Source organism: Erwinia sp. MYb375 (assembly GCF_037479175.1).
In the GTDB taxonomy this organism is placed as follows: Bacteria; Pseudomonadota; Gammaproteobacteria; order Enterobacterales; family Enterobacteriaceae; genus Erwinia; species Erwinia rhapontici.
This window is the reverse complement of record NZ_JBBGZS010000010.1, coordinates 253,098-271,707: the sequence shown is the minus strand read 5'-3', so window position 1 is coordinate 271,707 and position 18,610 is coordinate 253,098. Positions and strand designations below refer to the sequence as shown.

16 protein-coding genes are annotated in these 18,610 nt (G+C 55.6%); 10 read left to right on the top strand and 6 right to left on the bottom strand.

Features of this window, described 5'->3' with window-relative positions:
• The first annotated feature begins 24 nt into the window (after positions 1-24).
• A complete protein-coding gene (locus tag WH279_RS01285; RefSeq protein WP_339454752.1) occupies positions 25-1,371 on the top strand; it encodes a GlcNAc-transferase family protein in 1,347 nt (448 codons plus the stop codon).
• 62 nt (positions 1,372-1,433) lie between these two features.
• Positions 1,434-1,910 carry a DcrB-related protein gene (locus tag WH279_RS01280; protein WP_339454751.1) on the top strand — a complete coding sequence of 159 codons (477 nt, stop codon included), beginning with the start codon at positions 1,434-1,436 and terminating at the stop codon, positions 1,908-1,910.
• Between the two features lie 110 nt (positions 1,911-2,020).
• On the opposite strand, the gene WH279_RS01275 is transcribed toward WH279_RS01280, so the two are convergent.
• Complete coding sequence (locus tag WH279_RS01275; protein WP_339454750.1) at positions 2,021-2,617, bottom strand: LuxR C-terminal-related transcriptional regulator; 597 nt, start codon at positions 2,615-2,617, stop codon at positions 2,021-2,023.
• 318 nt (positions 2,618-2,935) lie between these two features.
• Between WH279_RS01275 and WH279_RS01270 the strand changes: the two genes are divergently transcribed.
• From WH279_RS01270 to kdpD, 6 genes are all read left to right on the top strand, one after another.
• Positions 2,936-3,841 carry a DMT family transporter gene (locus WH279_RS01270; RefSeq protein WP_339454749.1) on the top strand — a complete coding sequence of 302 codons (906 nt, stop codon included), beginning with the start codon at positions 2,936-2,938 and terminating at the stop codon, positions 3,839-3,841.
• Between the two features lie 215 nt (positions 3,842-4,056).
• The gene (gene kdpF / locus WH279_RS01265) at positions 4,057-4,146 is read left to right on the top strand and encodes a K(+)-transporting ATPase subunit F (RefSeq protein WP_200642529.1); all 90 of its coding nucleotides are present in this window, start codon (positions 4,057-4,059) and stop codon (positions 4,144-4,146) included.
• On the top strand, positions 4,146-5,831 hold the full coding sequence (kdpA, locus tag WH279_RS01260; RefSeq protein ID WP_339454748.1) for a potassium-transporting ATPase subunit KdpA: 1,686 nt from the start codon (positions 4,146-4,148) through the stop codon (positions 5,829-5,831). Before kdpF ends, kdpA begins: the two co-directional genes overlap by 1 nt.
• Before the next feature lie 16 nt (positions 5,832-5,847).
• Positions 5,848-7,896, top strand: a complete 2,049-nt coding sequence (kdpB, locus tag WH279_RS01255; protein WP_159337710.1) for a potassium-transporting ATPase subunit KdpB — start codon at positions 5,848-5,850, stop codon at positions 7,894-7,896.
• Positions 7,897-7,906: 10 nt separating this feature from the next.
• Positions 7,907-8,479, top strand: a complete 573-nt coding sequence (gene kdpC / locus WH279_RS01250; protein WP_200642532.1) for a potassium-transporting ATPase subunit KdpC — start codon at positions 7,907-7,909, stop codon at positions 8,477-8,479.
• 8 nt (positions 8,480-8,487) lie between these two features.
• Positions 8,488-11,169 carry a two-component system sensor histidine kinase KdpD gene (kdpD, locus tag WH279_RS01245; protein ID WP_339454747.1) on the top strand — a complete coding sequence of 894 codons (2,682 nt, stop codon included), beginning with the start codon at positions 8,488-8,490 and terminating at the stop codon, positions 11,167-11,169.
• Between the two features lie 32 nt (positions 11,170-11,201).
• On the opposite strand, the gene WH279_RS01240 is transcribed toward kdpD, so the two are convergent.
• From WH279_RS01240 to WH279_RS01225, 4 genes are all read right to left on the bottom strand, one after another.
• The gene (locus WH279_RS01240) at positions 11,202-11,804 is read right to left on the bottom strand and encodes an alpha/beta hydrolase (protein WP_339454746.1); all 603 of its coding nucleotides are present in this window, start codon (positions 11,802-11,804) and stop codon (positions 11,202-11,204) included.
• 20 nt (positions 11,805-11,824) lie between these two features.
• Positions 11,825-12,766 carry a glutathione S-transferase family protein gene (locus WH279_RS01235; protein ID WP_339454745.1) on the bottom strand — a complete coding sequence of 314 codons (942 nt, stop codon included), beginning with the start codon at positions 12,764-12,766 and terminating at the stop codon, positions 11,825-11,827.
• Positions 12,767-12,776: 10 nt separating this feature from the next.
• Complete coding sequence (locus WH279_RS01230; protein WP_200642536.1) at positions 12,777-13,193, bottom strand: DoxX family protein; 417 nt, start codon at positions 13,191-13,193, stop codon at positions 12,777-12,779.
• Between the two features lie 115 nt (positions 13,194-13,308).
• On the bottom strand, positions 13,309-14,211 hold the full coding sequence (locus tag WH279_RS01225; protein ID WP_339454744.1) for a LysR family transcriptional regulator: 903 nt from the start codon (positions 14,209-14,211) through the stop codon (positions 13,309-13,311).
• A 330-nt stretch (positions 14,212-14,541) separates the two neighbouring features.
• On the opposite strand from WH279_RS01225, the gene WH279_RS01220 reads away from it, so the two are divergent.
• Entirely contained in the window at positions 14,542-16,374 is a 1,833-nt protein-coding gene (locus WH279_RS01220; protein ID WP_339454743.1) for an ABC transporter ATP-binding protein, read from the top strand.
• On the opposite strand, the gene WH279_RS01215 is transcribed toward WH279_RS01220, so the two are convergent.
• Positions 16,341-17,507 (bottom strand): GNAT family N-acetyltransferase, encoded by a 1,167-nt coding sequence (locus WH279_RS01215; RefSeq protein ID WP_339454742.1) that lies wholly within the window; start codon positions 17,505-17,507, stop codon positions 16,341-16,343. The genes WH279_RS01220 and WH279_RS01215 overlap by 34 nt on opposite strands.
• A 187-nt stretch (positions 17,508-17,694) precedes the next feature.
• Between WH279_RS01215 and WH279_RS01210 the strand changes: the two genes are divergently transcribed.
• Positions 17,695-18,603, top strand: coding sequence for a siderophore-interacting protein (locus WH279_RS01210; RefSeq protein WP_339454741.1), 909 nt, complete (start codon positions 17,695-17,697; stop codon positions 18,601-18,603).
• The last annotated feature ends 7 nt before the right edge of the window (positions 18,604-18,610 follow it).

Genomic DNA, 18,610 nt, shown 5'->3' with positions numbered 1-18,610 from the left:
TAACGTTAAAGATGATGGTATAAAATGGATAATGTACCTTGTGTTTTTGTTAGCATCGCGAGCTATCGTGATTCAGAGCTTATTCCTACATTGATGGATATGATTTCTCAGTCTTCCAGCCCACAATCCCTACATATCAGTATTTGCTGGCAGTGCGATGAAGATATCTCTATTTTTCTCGATCAGGGAATACAGCTTACCCAAGAACGCCTTCATCATGGTTATAACCTGTATCTTTTCAGCTATCGAGGGGCTGTGATCCAGGTGATTAGCGTTCATTATTACCAGAGCCAGGGTGCCTGCTGGGCCAGGCATATTGCAGAAACACTTTACGATAATGAAGAGTACTTTCTGCAAATAGATTCCCACTGTCGTGTTATATCATGCTGGGATAGCCAGATGATTGAGGAATTGAATAATTTAACCGTTTTTAGTCCTAAACCTATTCTCACGTGTTACCCACCATCCTATCAACCGGACAAGTTAGATGAAAAAAAATCTGATATTATTCGATTAATGTTCAGAGGGTTTTCTCAGGAGAAAATTTTACAGCTGAGCCCTTATGTGATGGCCGAAGACGTGACTTACCCGGTCAGAGGAAGTTATCTTGCTGGAGGATTTATTTTTTCATTAGGGAGTTTTGTTACCGAAGTTCCTAACGATCCTCAGATATTTTTTGAGGGTGAAGAAATAGCCATGGCAGTCAGGGCATTTACTCACGGTTATGACATCTTCCACCCTCAAAAAGTATTGCTATGGCATTTTTACGGCAGAAAAGACCATGTCAAAGTCTGGACAGATCATGGCAATGAGGCAAAAACTAAAGGCAGTATTGATCAAGCCTGGTGGGAAAGAGACGCCATATCTAAGAACAGAGTCAAAACCTTACTGGGCCATAAGACCACTGAGCAGTGTGATCATGGCATTTACTGTCTTGGTAAGCAGCGCAGCCTGAGTGATTTCGAGAGAAGAGCTGGTGTGGATTTTTCTCGTTGCATGGTTCATCCGGATGTTATCGGCGATGAGCATAAGGCTTATTTCTCCAACGGTGAATTAATTGAAGGTATTTGGCGCTCATTGCTTGTCGGTGTATATAAAAAGACGATCAAATTTGACTCATTCAAAATTACTACGCTAGGCGCGGATGCTCTTTACTGGTATGTCGGCGTCTATACTGAAAATAACACGCTGCTCGAGCAGCAAACTCTCTATAGTGATGAAATAAATGAGAAAATTTCAAATTCGGAAGATGGTAGTTTTTCACTATCGCTTGATTTCACATCTGAAGAAATTCTCAACCCTCATTCTGTTCGTATTAGCCCATTCATCGACAGTGTTGGGTGGGGGGAGGTAGTCGAGGAAGCATGGTAGCGATTTTTTCTTTTTTAACAAAAAACATCACATTTTTTATTATTTAACAAGCGAGTTATCAAATGATTACTTATCAAACGTTAGAGGGCAGTTTCCTCACTGATATTCCTGTTGTTGATGTCACGGTTAACGTAATGCGTTTTCGTGATCCTGAAAATCAAGAGTATAATATAATAATCAATCGGGTCATGATGGCGGAAGGCCAGACGGTGGTGACTTTTTGCGAGAAACAGATGCAGACGATGCAAAATACTCTTCCAGGCTTCAAGAGTGAAGGTAAACAGCTAGAAAATAAAATTGGTCCTGAAAAAATACCCGTAGTTCAGGTCGCCCATCGCTATCTTGAAAATGGCAACTTTGTCCGTCAGGTTCAGTCTTATGCGCAACTTCCTAAGCATCCGGACTACAATCCGAGAAATAATATGTTGATAGTTTTTACTCTTGTCGCCGATCAGGATTTCACTGAGTTTCAGCGTAAGCATTATGTTCAGGTGATGAATTCATTTGCACCAAAAACTAAACCTCTGCAGGGTAAATAACGCTTATCAGATGTCTGAACTCCATTTCAGTCTTTGACTTTTCGCGTTGCTGAGGAGGTTTTAATAAAATAAACCTCCTCTTTAAATTTAGTTTCAATCAGTCAGTCGTTTTATAAACACAGTGTTTTTCTTTCGTTTCGTCGACAGGTTGCTATAAATTTTGCATAATTGTAAAAGTCAGTTTTTTTGCTAAGTTTCATTTTTCTCGATGCATTTCTAAAGTGAACGTTAATCGTTCTCTCAGAGCGATTTATCTGTTTTGATATGTTGTTTAGATTGTTTCCTCTACCTATTAATAACATGATTTTAGTCTCGGTTAGAGATAGTTGTTCATGTTTTTTTAATCCTGTAACTCTGTAAAAATCATCATTTATAAAATCATTGCCATCCATGCTTGCAATGAAAATAATTTTTTCAATTATCCTCTTTATATCAGACATTTTTTTATTTTTACAAATAAAAGGAATGTGCAAAGTCGATTTTTCTTGGTTGGGATAGGGAGTATTGATATTTTTTTTGTTCTTGAATAAGTTTATACTTATGGATGAATCTCTGAGTATAATATTTATTATCTCGCTCTTCGCTGTGCTATCATCGTCAGTAATAAACGCAAAGTCGTTTATTCCGATCTCCAGTACTGATTTTTCAATCAACGACGCTAGTCCCTTTTTAAAAAAAACATTTTCACTTTCAATTAAAATTTTCATGATAATCTGACTGTCCATGTCACGGATTGATTGTTTTCCTTAGCATACCTTTAAAGATAAGATTTATTTGTCATTCGATGATAATTTCATTTATTTAGAGTTTTCTTCTGTTTTTATTGTGTATGCGATGTTTTTCATGGAAACGTACAATTTCCTTTTCTGATCTCTCTTAATTGAATCATGCTATTTCTTAGCGAGCCCGGGGGTTAATCATCAGAAGACAAGTTGCTTTTTATTTATGCTGCGATCTATAAAGGAAAGTCATTACAGTCGGTGTGTCATCGATGAGTGTCAATAACCCGTCATCAGGAGCGTGTTGTGAAGCAAGGGGATATCGGGCGTTTAATTTTACTTGCGGCGATCTGGGGGGCCAGTTTTTTGTTCATGCGCGTTGCCACTCCCTATTTTGGTTCGCTGAATACCGCGTTTTTACGCGTGCTGTTTGGCTGTGTTGGCCTGATAGCGCTGTTGCTGATACTACGGACCAATATGGCCTTTCATGGTAAAGCGTTGCCAGCGATGTTACTGGGGGTGATCAACTCTGCTGTACCTTTTGTGATGTACTGCCTGGCGGCAAAATGGCTGCCTGCGGGTTATTCGGCGATCCTCAATGCCACCACACCGCTAATGGGGGTGCTCATTGGTGGTCTCTGTTTCAGTGAAACCTTTACGCTGAGAAAAATGGTTGGGGTGGTGTTGGGCCTGGCGGGAATTGTGCTGCTGACCACCACCGGCAGTCTGGCACTGGCACAGGATGTGCTGCTGGGCATTGCCGCGTGTCTGGTGGCAACGGCTTGCTACGCCAGCGCCGGATTTCTGACTAAAAAGTGGATTGGCGATCGAGGGGGGCTGGATGCCCGACTGGTTGCGCTGGGCAGCCAGATTGGTGCCACTCTCTTTCTGCTTCCGGTGTTTATCGGTTCGCTGATTGTCCAGCCTGTCGTGCAGTGGAACCATCCCGGCGTATGGCTGTGTGTGCTGGCACTGGGGCTGATCTGTACCGCCTGGGCTTATATTCTGTTCTTTCGTCTGATTGCCGATATTGGCCCGCTAAGAACGCTGACGGTGACTTTCCTTATTCCGCCCTTTGGCATTCTATGGGGTTATCTGTTCCTGGGAGAAACTCTCTCAAAAGGATTTATCGCCGGAGGATTGGTGATCATCGCCGCGGTATGGCTGGTTGCGGGGGGATCACGCCAAAATCACAGATTAAAGAGGTGGTGATAAAATCCTGACGGAGCGATAGCTCAAGAACTGACTGAGACGTTATTCCGTCATCATCAGCGCGGCAGGGTAATTCTCTGTCGCCGCCATCATTGATTCTCCTGTTTTCCGCCCATTTTTATACTTTCTTTACACCCCATACCTGCATTTTTACATCAACTTTGCACGCCACTCGCAACAATAGCGTTACTGAAAAACGCCTTTGGAGGTGTGTTGTGAGCGTCACTGTTATTACGGGCATTGTGCTGGTCTGTTTGCTGCTGGGCTACCTGGTCTATGCCCTAATCCATGCGGAGGAATTCTAATGGCCGCACCTGCTTTTTTACTGATTGCCAGTTATATGGCGTTGCTGATGCTGCTGGCCCGTCCGCTTGGGAAAGGGTTAGCACGTCTGGTGGATGACCGTCCGCTACCCGGATTGGCTGGCGCGGAGCGGGTCCTGTGGCGTTTTAGCGGTGTGGCGCATGAAGGTATGAGCTGGCAGCGCTATCTGTGGGCGATCCTGCTGTTCAACGCCTGTGGCTTACTGCTGCTGTTTGTCATGCTGGCGAACCAGGCCAGCCTGCCGTTGAACCCTCAGCATCTGCCGGACCTGAGCTGGCATCTGGCGCTCAACACCGCCGTCAGTTTTGTCACCAACACTAACTGGCAGGCGTATGCCGGGGAAAGCACCCTGAGCTATTTCAGTCAGATGGTCGGGCTGACCGTTCAGAACTTCCTCTCGGCTGCCACCGGTATCGCGGTGGCGTTCGCGCTGATGCGCGGATTTGCTCGTCGCGCATTGGGGGACCTGGGTAATGCCTGGCGCGATATTACCCGCATTACGCTGTATGTCCTGCTGCCGTTGTCGCTATTGATGGCATTGTTCCTCGTCAGCCAGGGGGTGTTGCAAAACGTCGACAGTTATCTAAGCCTGACCACGCTGGAAGGCGTAAAGCAGACGCTGCCGATGGGGCCCGTCGCTTCGCAGGAAGCGATCAAAATGATTGGTACCAACGGCGGTGGTTTCTTCAACGCCAACTCTGCTCATCCGTTTGAAAACCCTACGGTATACAGCAATTTTGTCCAGATGCTGGCGATCTTCCTGATCCCGGCAGGGTTGTGCTTTGCCTTCGGTGAGGTGGTGCGCGATGCCCGTCAGGGACATGTGCTGCTGTGGACGATGTCGCTGATGTTTATCCTGGCGGTGGCGGTGGTGATGTGGGCCGAGCTCAATGGCAATCCACACTTCCTCACGCTCGGTGCTGACAGCGCTATTAATATGGAAGGCAAAGAGACGCGCTTTGGCATCCTCAATTCCAGCCTGTTTGCGGTGATTACCACTGCAGCCTCCTGCGGTGCCGTCAACGCCATGCACGATTCGTTTACCGCACTGGGCGGCATGGTGCCGATGTGGCTGATGCAAATCGGCGAAGTGGTCTTCGGCGGCGTGGGTGCCGGGCTGTACGGCATGCTGCTGTTTGTGCTGCTGGCCGTATTTATCGCCGGGCTGATGATTGGTCGTTCCCCGGAGTATCTCGGCAAGAAAATCGACGTATGGGAAATGAAAATGACCGCACTGGCGATCCTGGTGACACCGAGCCTGGTGCTGCTGGGCACGGCGCTGGCGATGATGACTGAGGCTGGGCGCAGCGGCATGTTGAATCCCGGCATACATGGCTTCTCGGAAGTGCTGTATGCCGTCTCCTCGGCGGCCAATAACAACGGTAGCGCCTTTGCCGGACTGAGTGCGAACACGCCGTTCTGGAATCTGCTGTTGGCGTTCTGCATGCTGGTGGGCCGCTTTGGCATCATTATTCCTGTACTGGCGATCGCCGGTTCTCTGGCGCTGAAAAAGGTTCAGCCTGCGGGCCAGGGCACGTTGCCGACTCACGGGGCGCTGTTTATTGCCCTGCTGGCAGGCACCGTGCTGCTGGTCGGCGCGCTGACCTTTATCCCGGCGCTGGCCTTAGGGCCGGTGGCGGAACATCTGCAAATGATCGGTCGTTAACGGGCGGAGAAGAGACATGAGTCGTAATCAACAGGCGCTATTTGATGGGGCGCTGATGCGTGTCGCGCTGCTCGATGCGTTAAAAAAACTGGACCCACGCATTCAGGTGCGTAACCCGGTGATGTTTGTGGTGTGGCTGGGCAGTGTGCTGACCACGCTGCTGGCCATCGCAATGGCTGCCGGTAAAACCCCGGGTGAAACAGGCTTTACTGCCGCTATCGCCGTCTGGCTGTGGTTTACCGTGTTGTTTGCCAATATGGCGGAAGCGCTGGCCGAAGGGCGCAGTAAAGCGCAGGCCAACAGCCTGAAAGGTATCACTAAAACCAGCTTTGCCAAAAAACTCGCAGAGCCTGAATACGGCGCCAGCCATCAGTCAGTGGCGGCTGATTCGTTGCGCAAAGGTGACTGGGTACTGGTGGAAGCGGGCGATATGATCCCCTGTGACGGGGAGGTGCTGGTGGGTGGCGCATCGGTGGATGAAAGCGCCATCACCGGCGAATCGGCCCCCGTCATCCGCGAATCTGGCGGTGACTTCTCATCCGTCACCGGCGGTACACGGATTCTCTCCGACTGGCTGGTGGTGCAGTGCAGCGTCAACCCGGGGGAAACCTTCCTCGACCGGATGATCGCGATGGTGGAAGGGGCGAAACGGCGTAAAACGCCGAATGAGATAGCCCTGACTATTCTGCTGGTGGCGCTGACCATCGTGTTTGTGCTGGCCACCGCCACGCTCTGGCCATTCACCGCCTGGGCAGGGACGCCAGTGAGCCTCACAGTGCTGGTGGCGCTGCTGGTGTGTCTGATCCCCACGACGATTGGCGGCCTGCTGTCGGCGATTGGCGTGGCGGGCATGAGCCGTATGCTGGGGGCCAACGTGATTGCCACCAGTGGACGTGCGGTGGAAGCGGCGGGGGATGTTGATGTATTGCTGCTGGATAAAACCGGCACCATCACGCTGGGTAATCGCCAGGCAACGCAATTCCTGCCAGCCGCGGGCATCAGTGAACAGCAACTTGCCGATGCGGCACAGCTGGCCTCACTGGCCGATGAAACGCCGGAAGGGCGCAGTATTGTCGTGCTGGCGAAGCAGAAATTTAATCTGCGCGAACGCGACCTGAAAAGCCTGGATGCCACTTTTATTCCGTTCTCGGCGCAGACGCGCATGAGCGGGGTAAACGTGCAGCAGCGTACGGTCCGCAAAGGGGCGGTGGATGCGGTGCGCCGCTATATCGACAGCAACGGCGGCCAGTTCCCGCCAGAGGTTAACGGCCTGGTGGAGCAGGTGGCGCGTGCGGGTGGAACGCCGCTGGTCGTGTGCGATGGCGTGACGGTGCTGGGCGTGGTGGAGCTGAAAGATATTGTGAAGGGCGGCATTAAAGAGCGCTTCGCCGAGCTGCGCAAAATGGGTATTAAAACGGTGATGATCACCGGGGATAACCCGCTGACCGCTGCCGCGATCGCCGCCGAGGCTGGCGTGGATGATTTCCTGTCAGAAGCGACCCCGGAAGCCAAGCTTGCACTCATCCGCCAGTATCAGGCCGAAGGGCGGCTGGTGGCGATGACCGGTGATGGCACCAACGACGCCCCGGCGCTGGCGCAGGCTGATGTGGCGGTGGCCATGAACTCCGGTACCCAGGCGGCAAAAGAGGCGGGTAACATGGTGGATCTCGACTCCAACCCGACCAAACTGCTCGAAGTGGTGCATATCGGGAAACAGATGCTGATGACGCGCGGTTCCCTGACCACATTCAGTATCGCTAACGATGTGGCGAAGTATTTTGCCATTATCCCGGCCGCATTTGCTGCCACGCTGCCGCAGCTCAATATGCTGAACGTGATGCAGCTGCACTCGCCTAACTCCGCCATTCTGTCGGCGGTGATCTTTAACGCGCTGGTGATTGTGTTTCTGATCCCGCTGGCGTTGAAAGGGGTGAGCTATCGCCCACTGAGTGCGGCCGCGCTACTGCGTCGTAACCTGTGGTTGTATGGAGTCGGCGGTCTGCTGGTGCCGTTCGCCGGGATTAAACTGATTGATATGTTACTGACCCTGCTGGGTATGGCATAAGGAAAATATGATGAGCCAATTACGTCCCGCTCTGTTTTTACTGATATTACTGACGCTGATCACTGGGCTGCTCTATCCTCTGTTAACCACCGGGCTGGCGCAGTGGTGGTTCCCACAGCAGGCTAATGGTTCTCTGTTACGTCAGGAGGGCGCCGTGCGCGGTTCGGCCCTTATCGGTCAGAATTTTACGCGTGCTGAGTATTTCCAGGGGCGGCCATCGGCCACGGGCGATGCGGCGTATAATCCCCTGGCCTCTTCTGGCAGCAATCTGGCGGGCAGTAACCCGGCGCTGGACCAGGCCATTACTGAACGCGTGGCGGCACTGCGTGCGGCGAACCCGCAGGCCAGCCATCAGGTGCCGGTCGATCTGGTCACTGCCAGCGGCAGCGGGCTGGACCCGCAGATTTCACCTGCGGCAGCGCACTGGCAGGCAGCACGCGTAGCGCAGGCACGCCAGCTTCCACTGGAAACGGTTGAACGGCTCATTGCCGATAATACGGTAACGCCGCGTCCAGCGTTTATCGGGGAACCCGGCGTTAATGTGCTGACGCTGAACCTGGCACTGGATGCATTGCAACATTAAGGAATCGGATGAACGACGAACTCCAGCGTCCTGACCCGGATGCACTGCTGCGCCTGGCGGCAGAAAGCCATCGCGGTAAGCTGAAAATTTACTTTGGTGCCTGCGCTGGTGTGGGAAAAACGTGGGCGATGCTCCAGGAGGCCCGCCGTCTGCGTGGGCAGGGGTTGGAGGTGCTGGTGGGCGTGGTGGAAACCCATAACCGCCCGGAAACGGCTGCGTTGCTGGCCGGACTGACCCTACTGCCGCGACGGGCCACCGGGCAGCATCGCCACCCCGAATTTGACCTTGATGCAGCGCTGGCCAGCCATCCGGCAGTGATTCTGATGGACGAACTGGCGCACAGCAACGCCCGTGGCTCACGCCACCCGAAACGCTGGCAGGATATTGAAGAGCTATTGGATGCCGGTATTGACGTGATCACTACGGTCAACGTTCAGCATCTGGAAAGCCTGAACGATGTGGTCGGTGGCGTGACCGGCATCCGCGTACGTGAAACTGTGCCTGATCCGTTTTTCGATGCTGCCGATGATGTGGTGCTGGTGGACCTGCCGCCGGATGACCTGCGTCAGCGTTTGAAAGAGGGCAAGGTCTATATCGGTGAGGGTGCCGAACGCGCCATCGAAAACTTCTTCCGTAAAGGTAACCTGATCGCTCTGCGCGAGCTGGCGCTGCGGCGCACCGCCGATCGCGTCGATGACCAGATGCGTGCCTGGCGTGATACCCAGGGACGGGAAAAAGTCTGGCACACGCGCGATGCTATTCTGCTGTGCATTGGTGATAACAGTGGCAGTGAAAAGCTGGTGCGCAGCGCTGCCCGGTTAGCGGCCCGGCTCGACAGTGTGTGGCACGCTGTTTATGTTGAAACTCCGCGTCTGCATCGTCTCTCCGAAGCGCGGCGGCGCGGCATTCTACGCACGCTGCAACTGGCGCAGGAGCTTGGCGCGGAAACTGCCACGCTTTCAGACCCGAGCGAAGCCAGTGCGGTGCTGCGTTACGCTCGCGAGCACAACCTTGGTAAAATTATTATCGGCCGCCGTCCGACCCGACGCTGGTGGCGCGAACGTTTTGCCGACCGTCTGGGCGAACTGGGGCCGGATCTCGATATTCTGATCGTCGCGCTGGATGACCCGCCGCCAGATGCCGCCAGCCCACTGACTCCACGCGCAGGCGGAGGCGGCAATGAAGGAAAATGGCATGCACAACTGCGCGGCTGCGCGGCCGCGTTGTTACTCTGTGCGCTGGTGACCGTTGCCGGGCGCTGGCTGCTGCCGGCGGTCGATTCGGTTAACCTGGTGATGGTCTATTTGCTGGCGGTAGTGATTGTCGCGCTGCGTTACGGGCGCTGGCCGTCGGTGGTGGCGACACTGCTGAACATTGTCGCCTTTGATTTAGTGTTTGTGGCACCCACTGGCACGATGGCGGTGTCGGACGTGCAGTACCTGGTGACCTTCGGCGTGATGCTGGCGGTCGGCGTGATCGTCGGTAATCTGACCGCCGGGGTACGCTATCAGGCACGGGTGGCGCGCTATCGCGAACAGCGGGCGCACCATTTGTATGAGATGGCAAAAGCCCTTAGTCGGGCGCTCAGTCAGCGTGATATTGCCGCCACGCTCCAGCGTAGCGTAGAGAGCACCTTGCAGGCCCGCAGTGAGCTTTATCTTCCTGATGAACAGGGCGAGCTGGTCGCGGTGGGGGAAGCCCATCTCAGTGCCGTACCGGACCGGGCAATTGCCCGCTGGAGCTTTGATAAAGGCCAGCCCGCAGGGGCCGGAACCGATACGCTGCCCGGTGTTCCCTGGCAGATGCTGCCGCTGAAAAGCGGCAGTGAAACGCTGGGCCTGTTGATCCTTGAACCTCTCAACCTGCGTCAGCTGATGATCCCCGAACAGCAGCGATTGGTCGAAACGTTCACCGTGCTGATCGCCAACGCGTTGGAACGTATGAATCTTAGCCAGCGTGAAGCGGTGTCCAGGCTGGCGGCCGAGCGCGAACAGCTGCGTAATGCGCTGTTGTCCGCGCTTTCCCATGACCTGCGCACCCCGCTGACGGTGCTGTTTGGTCAGGCTGAAATTCTGACGCTCGACCTCGCTTCAGAGCACTCACCGTATGCTCCGCAGGCCAGTGCCATGCGAGAGCAGACGTTGAACACCATCAGGCTGGTGAATAATCTGCTGGATATGGCACGGTTGCAGTCTGGCGGCTTTCATCTGAAACGTGAATGGATGGCACTGGATGAATTGGTCGGCAGCACGTTGCGCCAGCTGTCCGTATTGCTGGCCGGGCGCAATATCGCGCTCGATCTGCCGCCAATGCTACTGATGGATGTCGATGGTCCCCTGATGGAGCGAGTTTTAAGTAATCTACTGGAAAATGCACTGAAATATGCAGGCCCTGCGGCGAACATCGGCATACGTGCCACGCAGCCGTCAGCGCAGCGACTGATGCTCGAAGTGTGGGATGACGGCCCGGGCATTGCCGGTGGGCAGGAGCAGCTGATTTTTGAGAAGTTTTCCCGGGGCAACAAAGAGTCGGCCGTGCCGGGTGTCGGGCTGGGGCTGGCGATTTGTCAGGCGATAGTCACCCTGCATGATGGCACCATCCATGCGGAGAACCGACCGCAGGGGGGGGCACGCTTTATCATAACGCTGCCGCTTACCCCGCCGCCGGTGATTGAAGATTATGCGGAATAGATCGGGCCGGGCATGCCCGGCCCCTACGGAGATCACCCCAGGCGTGCGGCAATAAACTCAACGGCTCTTTGTGCGCCCTGGGCCGAAATGGTGTGCCCGATGCCCGGCTCAAACTGGCTGCTGACCTGCACACCCAGAGCGCGCAGACGCTGCTCCGCAGAATGCCCTTCCTGCACCGGGATAACATCATCGGCCATACCGTGCAGCACCAGCACCGGGGTATTCAGTGCCGGAGTGAACGGGGCGGGTGATGACAGGCGGCCGGAAAAGGCGACAATGCCCGCAATCGGCCAGCGGCCCGACACCAGCGTATCCAGCGCCATAATCGACCCCTGCGAGAAGCCGACCAGCACCACCTTATCCAGGCTGTCGCTCATCTGATGCCGATCGAGGATCGCCTGCAGTGTCTGGTCAAAGGCAGCGCGCGCTGCTGCCACCCTCGCAGGACGGTTTTCTGGCGTGATACCCGCCAGGCTAAACCACTGCCAGCCAGCGCCATGTTCAAAGTGGTACGCGGCATTGGGGCTGGCAAAGCTTACGCCTGGCAGTGTGGGCGCCCAGTGGTCACCCAGGCCTGCCAGATCATCGCCGCTGCTGCCAACGCCGTGCAGTAAAATAACTAATCCTTTCGACATTGTTCGCCTCGTAAATCAGATTAAAAACCGTAGCCGCTCATGTCTGGGCCGGCGGGCACAATCCCGTTCGGGTTCAGTGCCTTAATAGAGTAATAACCCTGCTTAATATGGTCGATGCTAACCGTTTCACGCACGCCGGGAAGCGCCAGCAGACGTTGCAGGTAAGCATCCAGCGCGGGGAAGTCCCGAAGCTGACGCAGGTTGCACTTAAACAAACCGTGATAGGCAACGTCAAAGCGAATCAGCGTCACGAACAGGCGAATATCGGCTTCGGTCAGGACATTATCAAACAGATAAGGCCCACTGTTGCTCAGACGTATCTCGAGCTCAGCCAGCATGCCGAAGACATCATTAAAGGCTTCGCGGTAGCTGATGGCGGTGGTGGCAAACCCGGCACGATAAACACCGTTGTTCAGTCGCGGATAGATCTCCGCGTTCAGCGCGTCTATCTCTGCCCGCAGGGCTTCAGGGTACAGATCGACAGACTGTGTTGCCAGCGCACCAAAGCCACTGTTGAACATGCGCACGATATCCGCCGATTCATTACTGACGATGGTGCCGGTTTTCTTGTCCCACAGCACCGGCACCGTTGCCCGTCCGGTGAAACTGTCGTCGGCGCGGGTATACAGCTGATGCAGGTATTCTGCGTGGTTCAGGGTATCGCGGTCGGCACCCGGGAAGTCGCCAAAGTGCCAGCCTTCATCGGTCAGCTGTGGCTCAACGACGGAGACGCTGATGGCCTTCTCCAGCCCTTTCAGCTTACGCGCGATTAATGTGCGTGAAGCCCACGGGCAGATCAGCGCCACATACAGATGGTAGCGATCCGGCTCTGCGAGGAAGCCGCTGCTGCCATCCGCCGTCACCCAGTGACGGAAGCTGGAGGTCTGCCGGACAAAGCCGCCTTTTTCATCCGTCGCCTGTACCGGGTGCCACTCTGCCGTCCATTTACCGTTTACCAGCATCAGTCGATCCTCAGTTCAGGCGTGAAGCAGGGAGGGAGGCTTTCAGCGCGTATTTACCGTCGCCGATCAACGCCAGTACCAGCAGGCTGATTGCCCAGAATACCGGGTATTCCCAGCCGCCGTTCGGGTTGGTGAACCAGAAACCGGCCGGACCGTGCACAGTCGCAATCGCACCCAGCAGTACCGGGATCAGCAGCAGTGCGGCAATGCGTGGGCGGTAGCCGACAATCAGTGCCACAGCGCCCAGCACTTCCCAGGCGATGGTGACGTAAGCCAGCCCGCCGGGCAGCCCCAGTGACTCAAAGAATTTCGCGGTGCCAGCCGGGGTGAAAACAAAAAACTTCAGGCCAGCGTGCGCCAGGAACAGAATGCCAAGCGAAAGACGCAGGATCAGCGCGGCCCAGGGGGCGGTACGGGTATCAGTCATGATGAGGTGCCTTATAACGTGTGAGTGTCAGGGGTGATAAAACACAATCTACACGCATTCCTCCGCACTGATTATCCGGCCATTCGCGCAATGATTGCTTCCATATTGGAAGTAATCACCAGCCCTGATCCCACGCTGGCTTCCCGGCATAATGGCTGACAAGGAAGTCGATCAGCGCCCGTACCTTATGGGCCAGATGGCGAGCCGGGGGGTAAACGGCGTACAGACCGAGCGGGGGAATTTCACTCTCATTCAGCAGAGGCCGGATGGTCCCTGCCCGTAAGGCCGGCCCGGCAATGAAGGTCGGCAGCCGGGCAATGCCCAAGCCGCTCAGCGCCGCCGTCAGGCAGGCTTCAGCATTGGAAAAGCGCAGACGGCCGCGCACCGGGACGGTTTCACCCTGGCTGCCAAATGGCCAGTTATAAGGATCGCGGAAGTTGGTGTCGATAATGCAGTTATGATCGGCGAGTTGCTGAGAATGCGTTGGCATACCGTGCCGCCGTACATAGTCATCGCTGGCGGCGATCACCACGCGCATATCGCTGAGGCGGCGGGCAATCAGGCTGCTGTCGCTCAGTTTTCCGATGCGGATGGCAACGTCAAATCCCTCATCGACGATGTTCACGATACGGTCTGAGAAGCTGACATCCAGTTCAATTTCTGGAAACTCGCGGGCAAAGGCGATCAGCGCCGGGGCCAGCTGGCTGGCACCAAACGTGATGGGCGCGCTGAGTTTGATGCGTCCTGAGGGTTTCCCCGCTGCGTGGCGCACCGAGGCATCCAGCGCATCCCATTCATCCAGCAGATGTTTGACCTGAGAAAAATAGGCCTGCCCAACCTCGGTGGGGGACAGCGCGCGCGTGCTGCGTTTCAGCAGTTGCACGCCCAGCTCTTTTTCCAGTTTTGACACCAGTTTAGAGGCCTGGCCACTGCTGGTACCCAGCCGGGCTGCCGCTGCGGCAAAGCTGCCCAGTTCGAGCACCGCCACAAACATTCGATCGCAATCCAGACGTTCCACGGTTATCCCTTGTGTGCAGAAAAACAGGCAAGGTATGCCTCGCCCTGATGACACCATTAAACCAGCCGCGTAGCGCTTTGTGCATCAAACAGAGGGATTTTTTCGGCATTGATATCCAGAGCAAAGGAGTGCAAAGGTTCCAGCACCACGCGTCCGGTGAACTAAATAGGCAGGGTTTTCCCCTGGCAGGTCAGGAAACGGTGGTGTTGGTAGACAGCAGCAACATGGGCTATTGCGCTGATTATCACCGGGGAATCCCCGCAGCTGGTCGACCCTCACCCCGGTTATGCACTAAGCTGAACAATCCTGCCGTACACATGAGCCTGCTTTATGCTTTATCGCCGTTTTGAAAGGATGATCAACATCTTCAGGGATGCCCCGGCTGACACGCCACCTAACAACCTCTGGGCATTCTATCTGTTCTATCTGCGTCAGGTGTGGCCGTGCTTCGCGCTGTTACTGGTGATTGGACTGGTAGCCTCACTGATCGAAGTGGCGCTGTTCCGCTATCTCAGCCGCATCATCGACCTGGTGAATAGCAGCCCTGCCGCCACCTTCTTTAGCGACCACGGCAGCGAACTGCTGTGGATGGTGGTGGTGGCGCTGATCTTCAGGCCACTGTTTATTGGCCTGCACGACCTGCTGGTGCACCAGACCATCAATCCCGGCATGACCAGCATGATCCGCTGGCAGCATCATAACTACGTGCTGCGCCAGAGCCTGAACTTCTTCCAGAACGATTTCGCCGGGCGTATCGCCCAGCGCATCATGCAGACGGGTAACGCGCTGCGCGACTCTGCGGTGCAGGCGGTCGATGCCCTGTGGCACGTGCTGATTTACGCCGTCACCACACTGGTGCTGTTTGCCGAAGCAGACTGGCGGCTGACCATCCCGCTGCTGATCTGGATTGTCGGCTACGTGCTGTGCCTGCGCTACTTTGTGCCGCGCGTCAAAGCCCGTTCGGTGGCGTCCAGCGATTCCCGTTCGCGTTTGATGGGCTGCATCGTTGATGGCTACACCAATATCACCACCCTGAAGCTGTTTGCCCACAGCGATCTGGAGCGTCAGTATGCCCGTGAGGCGATGGGTGACCAGACGGTAAAAACCCGCAGCCAGGGACGTATGGTCACCGGCATGGATGTGGTGATCACTACGCTGAATGGGCTGCTGATTATCAGCACCACCGGGCTGGCGCTGTGGCTGTGGACGCAGTCACTGTTAAGCGTTGGGGCGATCGCGCTGGCCACCGGGCTGGTGATCCGCATCGTCAACATGTCTGGCTGGATCATGTGGGTGGTGAACGGCATCTTTGAAAATATCGGGATGGTGCAGGATGGCCTGCAAACCATTGCCCAGCCCGTCAAAGTCAGTGATAAAGACCAGGCTCCGGCGCTGCGGGTGCAGCAGGGCGAAATCCAGTTTGAGGCTATCCGCTTTAACTACGGCGGCGAACGCACGGTGATTGATAACCTGCAACTGACCATCCGGCCCGGTGAAAAAATCGGGCTGATTGGCCCCTCCGGCGCGGGAAAATCCACGCTGGTGAATCTGCTGCTGCGGCTGTATGACCTGAACGGCGGCCGCATCCTGATTGATGGTCAGAACATTGCCGATATCACCCAGGAGAGCTTGCGTGCACAGATTGGGATGATCACTCAGGATACCTCGCTGCTGCACCGTTCGATTCGCGATAACCTGCTATACGGTCGGCCAGATGCCAGCGAAGAGGCGTTAACGCGCGCTATTCATCAGGCGAAAGCCGATGAGTTTATTCCCCTGCTCTCCGATCCACAGGGCCGCACCGGGCTGGATGCCCAGGTGGGTGAACGCGGTGTGAAGCTGTCCGGTGGCCAGCGCCAGCGTATTGCTATTGCCCGCGTACTGCTGAAGGATGCGCCCATTTTGATTATGGACGAAGCCACTTCTGCGCTGGATTCCGAAGTGGAAGCAGCGATTCAGGAGAGCCTGGAGACGTTGATGGAAGAGAAAACCGTGATTGCTATTGCCCACCGGCTATCGACCATCGCCCGTATGGATCGGCTGGTGGTGCTGGAGCAGGGGCGGATTGCCGAAATTGGCAGCCACAGCGAACTGCTGGCAAAAGGCGGTCTGTACGCGCGCCTGTGGCGTCACCAGACCGGTGGATTTGTCGGCGAAGGATGATCGTCATGCCCGTCGGGCTGTCGCCACGGTAGCGAGGCTTTGGCTTCCTCTGCCCAGTTGCGCACGCCGTCACGCTCCTGATGCAGGAAATCGGCGACCGCATCATGCAGACCGGCGTGGCGCAGCAGATGCCAGGACTCTGTCAGCACCGGTTCGAAACCACGAATCAGCTTATGTTCACCCTGGGCACCGGCATCAAAACGCTGCAGCCCGTGATCAATGGCGTACTCCATCCCCTGATAGAAGCAGGTTTCAAAATGCAGGCGGTTGAACTCTTCCAGGCAGCCCCAGTAGCGGCCGTAGAAGGTGTTGCCATCCACCAGACTGAACGCCATGGCTACCGCCTCTCCGTGCTGGCTGGCGATTACTACGCGAATCGCTTCCGGCATGCGCTCTGCCAACAGGCTGAAGAACAAGCGCGGCAGGTAAGGTTGACGGCCGCGCACGCGATAGGTATTGGCGTAACAGGCGTACACAAAATCCCACTGCGCTTCCGTCACTTCTGCACCCTGATACCAGACAAACTCCACGCCCTGGCTGGCAACCAGCTCGCGCTCTTTGCGCAGCTGTTTGCGCTTGCGCGAGGTGAGGAGGTCGAGAAAATCCTGGAAATCGCGAAAACCCCGGTTGTGCCAGTGATACTGGCAGCCGAGGCGTGGTAGCCAGCGCGGATCCTGCTTCAATCCCTGGCGAATACGCTCATCGCTGAAATTAATATGGCCGCTGAAGAGCTGCCGTTCGGCCAGAAATGCAGGTAAGGCCTGTAGCAGCTGTGCGGCCTGGCGATCGCTGCCCAGCAGCCGGGCGCCGCTGACCGGGCTGAACGGCACCGCCGACAGCCATTTAGGATAATAAGGGATCCCTGCCCGTTCACTGGCCTCTGCCCAGGCATGATCGAAAACGTATTCTCCCATCGAATGATTTTTCGCGTAGCCGGGCATGGCCGCACGTGGGGTTCCTTCTTCCATCCACAGCAGATGCTGCGGCAGCCAGCCCGAAGCGCGGCTGACCGCGCCGCTCTCTTCCAGGGTGGAGAGAAAAGCATGACGTAAAAAAGGCTGAGAGTTGGGGGCCAGGGCATCCCACTGACTGGCCGGAATATCGGCCAGTTGCGTCAGGACAGTCAGGGACATCGGCGTGCTCCGCATTTACCACAGGGAAAGTGCTACGTTGACGGCTTTTTGCGCCGGGATCAATCCGTTATTCCGTGCACGATGTAAAGAAGGTTCATTCTCATTCTCATTATCATCTGGCTTTGCTATTCTTGCCGACCTTATGTGCGTTATCACACGTGCGCGGCTTTCAGGTTTACAAGGCGGATTGATGGCGAGTGTTCAGGGTTGTCGCTTATTTAATGTAGTGCTGGCGCGTAAGCAGGTACTTTCTCCTTCGATGCTGTGCTGTGTATTCAGGGGTGATGACGTGCGTCAGATGAAGATGGATGCGCCGGATCAGCGGATTAAACTGCTGTTTCCTTCCCTCAACGGCACGCCATCAACGCTGACCGATGAGGGTGAAAAAACCTGGTGGGAGACAGCACGCTCGATGCCGCAGGAAATCCGCCCGATCGCCCGTACCTATACCCTTCGTCGCGTCAATGCTGACGCCGGGGAAGTGGAAGTCGAGTTTGTGATGCACGGCACCGAAGGCCCGGCTTCGGCCTGGGCGCTGAATGCTGAGCCAGGTGCAGCGCTGCAAATGGTGGCACCGAACCGCGCTTGCACGACTAGCAGCGGTGGCTACGAGTGGGCCCCTCACCCTGATGTGGAGCGCGCGCTGGTCGTTGCAGATGAAACGGCACTCCCGGCGGCGAAAGCGATCCTTGAACAACTGGCTGGCTGGAGCAACCCGCCACAGTTACAGATGTTCCTGGAAGTGCCGAAACGCGGCGACTGCGTTGACCTCAGCCACTATGTCTTTGCCGACATCCACTGGCTTCCGCGTGAAGAAACCGGTGCCTCTCATGGTGAAGCGTTGCTGCAGGCGGTGCAGCAGCGGGTGATGCTGCCGGAAAGTGCGCTGGTGCGCGGTGAGCTGCATGAAGAGAAGGAGGGCGATATCCTCTGGGACCGTGCCGATAGCGGAGATAAACGCTTTCACGGCTGGGTTGCTGCCGAGTCCAGCGCCGTTAAACAACTGCGCCGCTATCTGATTGGTGAGCGCGGCCTGTCGCCGGAGTGCATCAGTTTTATGGCCTACTGGAGCCGTGGCCCGCGCCGCGCCGACTAACCCTCTG